The 6,396-nt window shown below is 64.4% G+C and carries 7 protein-coding genes and 2 pseudogenes; 6 read left to right on the top strand and 3 right to left on the bottom strand.

Features of this window, described 5'->3' with window-relative positions; genetic code table 11:
- From AC2VOU_RS09560 to AC2VOU_RS09570, 3 genes are all read left to right on the top strand, one after another.
- Positions 1-979 (top strand): CoA transferase (locus AC2VOU_RS09560; RefSeq protein ID WP_486957156.1); only part of this gene is annotated, 979 nt, incomplete at its 5' end.
- 18 nt (positions 980-997) lie between these two features.
- Complete coding sequence (locus tag AC2VOU_RS09565; RefSeq protein WP_486957157.1) at positions 998-2,191, top strand: acyl-CoA dehydrogenase family protein; 1,194 nt, start codon at positions 998-1,000, stop codon at positions 2,189-2,191.
- Position 2,192: 1 nt separating this feature from the next.
- Positions 2,193-2,873 (top strand): GntR family transcriptional regulator, encoded by a 681-nt coding sequence (locus AC2VOU_RS09570; RefSeq protein WP_486957158.1) that lies wholly within the window; start codon positions 2,193-2,195, stop codon positions 2,871-2,873.
- A 144-nt stretch (positions 2,874-3,017) separates the two neighbouring features.
- On the opposite strand, the gene AC2VOU_RS09575 is transcribed toward AC2VOU_RS09570, so the two are convergent.
- Positions 3,018-3,338, bottom strand: coding sequence for a MerR family transcriptional regulator (locus tag AC2VOU_RS09575; protein WP_486957160.1), 321 nt, complete (start codon positions 3,336-3,338; stop codon positions 3,018-3,020).
- A 148-nt stretch (positions 3,339-3,486) separates the two neighbouring features.
- On the opposite strand from AC2VOU_RS09575, the gene AC2VOU_RS09580 reads away from it, so the two are divergent.
- Both AC2VOU_RS09580 and AC2VOU_RS09585 read left to right on the top strand, forming a co-directional pair.
- A complete protein-coding gene (locus AC2VOU_RS09580; protein WP_486938993.1) occupies positions 3,487-3,966 on the top strand; it encodes an Hsp20/alpha crystallin family protein in 480 nt (159 codons plus the stop codon).
- 575 nt (positions 3,967-4,541) lie between these two features.
- Positions 4,542-4,703 carry a hypothetical protein gene (locus AC2VOU_RS09585; RefSeq protein ID WP_486957159.1) on the top strand — a complete coding sequence of 54 codons (162 nt, stop codon included), beginning with the start codon at positions 4,542-4,544 and terminating at the stop codon, positions 4,701-4,703.
- 43 nt (positions 4,704-4,746) lie between these two features.
- Here AC2VOU_RS09585 and AC2VOU_RS09590 read toward each other — a convergent pair.
- A pseudogene (locus AC2VOU_RS09590) lies at positions 4,747-4,908 on the bottom strand (winged helix-turn-helix transcriptional regulator); the annotation flags it as partial.
- Positions 4,909-5,408: 500 nt separating this feature from the next.
- Positions 5,409-5,945 (bottom strand): hypothetical protein, encoded by a 537-nt coding sequence (locus AC2VOU_RS09595; RefSeq protein ID WP_486941653.1) that lies wholly within the window; start codon positions 5,943-5,945, stop codon positions 5,409-5,411.
- A gap of 73 nt (positions 5,946-6,018) precedes the next feature.
- On the opposite strand from AC2VOU_RS09595, the pseudogene AC2VOU_RS09600 reads away from it, so the two are divergent.
- Positions 6,019-6,396: pseudogene (locus tag AC2VOU_RS09600) on the top strand (cytochrome P450); the annotation flags it as partial.

Genomic DNA, 6,396 nt, shown 5'->3' on the forward strand with positions numbered 1-6,396 from the left:
TTTGCGCTCCGCGGACGGGCAGAAACTGGTTCAGCGGTTGATCTTCGAAGGCGACGGCATCGTCGTGACCAACGCCGCGGGCTTGTCCTGGTTGTCCTACGACACGCTCGTCGCCAAGCGTCCCGACCTGATCCACCTTCAAGTGCTGGGCCGCCACGACGGCTCCACCGGTGTCGACTACACGGTCAACGCGGCAACCGGATTTCCGTTGGTCACCGGCCCGGTGGATCACGCCGGACCGATCAATCACGTGCTACCGGCCTGGGATGTCGCCTGCGGCCTCTACGCCGCGCTCGCCGTCGTCGCCGCCGTACGCAGGCGTGACCAGTCCGGCATCGGCGCCCAGATCAGCCTCCCGCTGGAAGACGTCGCCCTGGCCACCGCCGGCAATCTGGGACTGCTGACCGAGCCGCAGATCAACGGCACTGAGCGCGAGCGCCTGGGCAATGCGATTTACGGTCAGTACGGTCAGGACTTCACCAGCCGAGATGGCGTCGCCTTCATGGTGGTGACGTTGACCAAGCGTCACTTCCAGGATCTTGTCGGGGTATCCGGTTGTGGCGCCGCCGTTTCCGCGCTTGCCGACTCACTGGACGCGGACTTCGGCGACGAGGGAGTGCGCTACCGCTACCGCGGGGTGCTCAGCGGGTTGTTCGCGACGTGGTTCGCCGAGCACTCGGCCGAGGAGATCGACCGGACCCTGTCGGCGACCAGCGTGCTGTTCGAGCGCTACCGGAGCTTCGCCGAGACCGCCGCTGATGAGCGGGTGACCGCGAATCCGTTGTTCTCCCGGCTGCATCAGGACGGATTGGGCGAGTACCTGGCACCTGGGCTACCCGCCGTCTTCGACGGCAACCACTTCGCCGCCGAGCCGGCGCCCACGCTCGGCGGTGACACTGCCGACGTGCTCACCGGGGGATTGGGTTTGAGCGCCGCTGATATCACCCGCCTGACCGACGCGAAAACGATTGCCCGCTGACAAGGAGATAGGCCCCTCATGAACAAACTAGCCCAGACTATCGGCCTGACCGATGTTCAGAACGAGATCATCTCCACCGTAAGACAATTCGTCGAAAGAGAAGTCATCCCAAACGCGCCGGAGCTGGAACGCACCGACACCTACCCGCAGGCGATCGTCGACCAGATGCGTGAGATGGGTCTGTTCGGCCTGATGATCCCGCAGGAGTACGGCGGATTCGGCGAGTCGCTGCTGACCTACGCCTTGTGCATCGAGGAGTTGGGACGCGGCTGGATGAGCATTTCCGGCGTGCTCAACACCCACTTCATCGTCGCCTACATGCTGCGCCAGCACGGCACCGACGAGCAGAAGCAACGCTTCCTGCCGCGGATGGCGACCGGAGAGATTCGCGGATCGTTCTCGATGTCCGAGCCCGAGTTGGGATCTGACGTCGCGGCGATTCGTACCCGCGCCACCCGGGGCAGCGACGGCGACTACACGATCAACGGCCAGAAGATGTGGCTGACCAACGGCGCCAGCTCCAGTCTCGTTGCGGTACTGGTCCGCACCGACGAGGGCGCCGACGCACCGCACCGCAACCTCACCGCCTTTCTGATCGAAAAGCCCACCGGTTTCGGCGAAGTCAAACCCGGCCTGTTGATCCCGGGCAAGATCGACAAACTCGGGTACAAGGGAATCGACACCACCGAGCTGATCTTCGACGGATACGCCGCGAGTGCCGAGGACGTCCTCGGCGGAAAGCCGGGACAGGGCTTCTATCAGATGATGGACGGCATCGAAGTCGGCCGGGTCAACGTGTCGGCGCGGGCCGTCGGCGTGGCCCTTCGGGCGTTCGAGCTCGCCGCGCGGTATGCCCAGCAACGGCACACCTTCGGCAAGCCGATCGCCGAGCACCAGGCCATTGCATTCCAACTCGCGGAGATGGCAACCAAAGTCGAGGCCGCGCATCTGATGATGGTCAACGCGGCCCGGCTCAAGGACTCCGGCGAGCGCAACGACGTTGCCGCGGGAATGGCGAAGTACCTCGCCAGCGAGTTCTGCGCCGAGGTGACCCAGCAGAGTTTCCGCATTCACGGTGGGTACGGCTACTCCAAAGAGTACGAAATCGAGCGGCTGATGCGCGACGCGCCTTTCCTGCTCATCGGTGAGGGAACCAGCGAGATCCAGAAGTCGATCATCAGCAAGCGACTGCTCGCCGAGTATCGGATTTGAGTTGAGCGTCCCGGATTTCGCCGCGCGACCTCAACTCTCCGAAGACGTTGCGCGCTACGTGCGTAAGCGGATCTTCGACGGCACCTACTCCGCGGGTGAATACGTTCGCCTCGATCAGCTGGCTGCCGAACTGGGAATCAGCGTCACCCCGGTACGCGAAGCGCTTTTCGAACTGCGGTCCGAGGGTCTGCTGGCCCAGCAGCCGCGCCGCGGCTTCGTAGTGCTACCGGTCACCGAACGTGATCTTGCCGACGTCGCCAATCTGCAGGCACATGTGGGTGGAGAGCTGGCTGCGCGCGCCGCGGCCAACATCGACGACGACCAACTCCGTGGACTCAAAGAAATCCAGTCCCAGCTGGAAGATGCCTACGCCGGCAATGACATTGAGCGAACGGTGCGTCTCAACCACGAATTCCATCGAGCCATCAACGTGGCGGCCCAGTCGCCCAAGCTCGCGCAGATGATGTCGCAGATCACCCGCTACGCTCCCGAATCCGTGTTTCCTATCATCGCCGGCTGGCCGGATCAATCGATCAAAGACCACCGCCGGGTGGTGGCGGCATTGGTCAGGCGCGACAGCGAGTCCGCCCGCACAGCAATGTCGGAACACTTGGCCGCGGGGGCGGCTCCGCTGATCGACCATCTCGCCGAACATGGTGTCGTCGAACGAGCCGACGAATAGCCGCCTGGCCGATGTCCGCTACCGTTGCGTGATCGGGCTCGTCGTGTGCACCGGCGCGAGGGTGAGTTGGTCGAAGTCTGCTCGATCAGGCGGCTGGCGTCGTCGAGAATGCAGTCTTTGCAGGCGCGTGGTAGCGCGCCGTGCTCACGGGGCTTCGTCACGGCCGGCAGCTTCGCGGAGCGCGGTGTTGTCGTCTTCGAGGTCGAGGATGCGGCCGATGCCGGCGATGTTCACCCCGGTGGCCACGAGGGTGAGGATTCGTTCGATCCGGATCAGATCGTCGGCGCTGTAGCGGCGGGTGCCGCCGTCGGTTCGCGAGGGGGACAGCAGGCCGCGGCGCTCCCACAGCCGTAGTGATTGCAGTGGTGCGCCGGACAATTCGGCGGCCACCGCGATTCCGTAGACCCCCCGATCGGAGTCAGGGAGCCGGTTCGCCGGCCCTGGTTCCGGCCGGGCCGGGCCCACATCGGCAACGTCCAAAATTTTCCTCTTCAGCTACTTGCATCCGTCATGTCGCAGTGCTATATAAAAATCTATACCAGATGGCATAGATAAGCCATTGGTAGACGCAACAAAGTGTGGACACAAGAAAGGACAGTTGGAGGTGGCAACCATGCTGATGCGTACCGACCCATTCCGCGATCTGGATCGGTTCACCCAACAGGTTCTCGGCACGGCAGCCCGGCCCGCCGGCATGCCGATGGACGCCTGGCGCGACGGTGACGAGTTCATCGTCGAGTTCGATCTGCCCGGAGTGAACATCGATTCGTTGGATCTGGACATCGAGAACAACGTGGTGACCGTGCGCGCCGAACGTGCCGCGGTCGACCCGTCCCGGGAGATGCTCGCCACCGAGCGGCCCCGTGGTGTCTTCTCCCGCCAACTGGTGCTGGGCAACAACCTCGACACCGCCCGAATCACCGCGGACTACAAAGACGGGGTCTTGCGACTCGCGATCCCGGTAGCTGAAAAGGCCAAGCCCCGCAAGATCATCGTCGGCCGTCCCGACGCCGCCAAGGGCAACAAAGTGATCACCGAGGACGGCGACACGGTGCTCAACCGGGCGCCGGCGAGAGAACCCGCCGGGGTCTGATGCCACGGACACCCGGGGCTCATCGGCCCCGGGTCTCCGCACCTGATCAAGCCAAGGAGGTGAGCAATGATGCAGGAGACCACACTGGCGGCGCCGGCACCGCCTAGCGCCACCGAGCCAGTTGCGCTGGCCACGGCCCTGGGTGTTGAGGACGCGTCGGTCGTGCTGGCGCTGATCGCCGAAGTCGACGCCATCTTCTGCGCCACTGCTGAATTTCCTGTCTGTCGGCGGCCGACGCCGCCAGCGATCGGGTGTGCTCTCTGCGAGCCCCGGCGCGCTGGTCGGTCCTCTCGCGCCGGGGCGTCTCGAGCGCATGGCGAACCGGTGCGGCAGTTCGACCCGATGCAACGCAGCCCTCCGGGCTGCTGCCAGCCAACCACCGTCGGCGAAAGGAGGTAATGGCATCACCCTTGTAGCGGCCGGGCCGGCCCGCCATCAGGGCCACATCTTGGGCGTGACCGTGCGTACGAGCTAGGCATGAAAACGCCAAAGCCCAACCTAGGCAACGCATCCCATGGCGGCCGGCCCGCCAACATCACTCACCGTTTGTCACCCGTTACTGAAAGGTGCGAACCATGGCCGATTACGCACGCTCGCTGTTGGACCAGACCGCCGTGCTGGCGGTGGAGGCAGATCTTGCCGACTGGGCCGAACAGCACCACTCAGTACACCTGCCCGACGACGAATACCCGCACGCCGACACCAGCGGCGGCGCACTATGGGCGGCACAGTTCTGAATCAGGCGTCCCGCCGGCTTCGCTTGATCAACTCCACACCGATTTACTCGGGTGGCGCCGGGTGACGTTTCGTGCAGCGCACCTCGACGACCGCGTCGGCGCCGCAATCGAGATGGGTGAGCCGCAGCTGATTGCGGCCCGGTAGGTGCCGTTGGCCCGATTGGAACATCGCCCACACCACCGGCATGAAGTCGATGCCGGACTTGTTCGCGGTAGGAATGTCCGGATCGGTCAGCTCGGCCATGAGCGCGACAACGTGATCTACGGTCAGAACTGGTCCGGTGCATGGGGGTTGGTCAGGATCGCCACAGTCCGCGAAAGCCGTTGCAGGCGAGTAGATCAGCGCCGATATCATCGTCGCAGCGGAGATACCGTAAAATGTGTTCCTGAACATCACCGGGTTCTCCTATTCGAGAACACCGAGCGGTGCTCAACTACGACAGCGGTCAGCAAGACATGCTCTTGCCGTGCATGATGTACCGAGTCGCGTTGTACCAGGATGTGTCCAGTGCGGTCATAGCAGTGACGTGGGTGATCAACCATTGACCGCCCTTATTTACCAACGCAATTGGCCCAGGTGGTGTGCTTCGGCGTCCGTGAGGAAGGACACCGTGGACCCGGCAGAGTGATTGGGCGCAGCTGCAATGTTGGCGGGGCTGTGTCAATCCCGAATCAGCCGCAGTGCAGTCGCGGCTGGGAGCGGGCTCAGAGCCAGCCCGTGCGAGCCGCCGCAACCGGCTCGGCGGGTGCCGGCGCCAGCTCGCCGTCGCGCACGCCGTCGAGCATCCGCTTGACGGTGGCCACGATGTCGGGGGCCGCCGCGGCCAGCCCGGCCTTATCGGCGTCGCTGATCTGTTCCGGGTCGACGCCCGCGCGGGTCAGTATCGCGTCCGGATCGGCCAGTTCGCCGGCCAGCCACCCGACGGGATCGGCCGATAGTTCGGGAGCGAAGTTGCGACGGCCAGGCTCCCAGTCGGTGAAGCGGGGATGGTGGTGCGCACGGTCCAACGTCCCAGGCGGGCTCTCGGTGGACCCGAACAGGTCCACTCGCCACACCGGCTTTGCGAGCGAAATCGGCACTCCGGCGTAGATTGAGCCTCGCGGTTCACCCTTGTCGACCATGCGCAGTTCCAGTCGAACCCCACGCTCGGGGGTTTCCTGACCTTCGTTCGGTGTCGGGTCGACGAAAAACATGTCTCCGATCACCACACCCAAGGTTTCGAATCCGAACGCTGCAAACATAATGTCGAGAGTAGACCCGTTCAGCGGGAGAGTTCCTGGGCTCTCGCGCAACCGATTGACAGGGAGTGTGCGCGTGGGCCTGCCGATCCGCGACATGACGCATTGGGCGACGGGCTACGGCCTGCCTCGGACGATGCTGAAACTGCTGGCGCGACAAGGTGATCCGATGGCCCGGCTGTTGACCATCGACAGCAATCCGGTCGACGATATCTATCCGCTCATCGAGCAGGTGCGTGCACGCGGACGGATGTCGCGGGTGCAGGGAGCCGGCTGGGTCAGTGCCGACGCGCAGATTCTGCGCGACCTGCTGCGTGACAGCCGGGTCAGGACCGCCAAACCCAGCGATCGGTCGCCATTTCGGGTCGGCCAGTGGGTACTGGCCAAGACCGACCCTGACGTGATGAATCCGATCGAACCCCCGTCGATGCTGGTCACCGATCCGCCCGAGCAC

Source organism: Mycobacterium sp. TH-M25 (assembly GCF_057473665.1).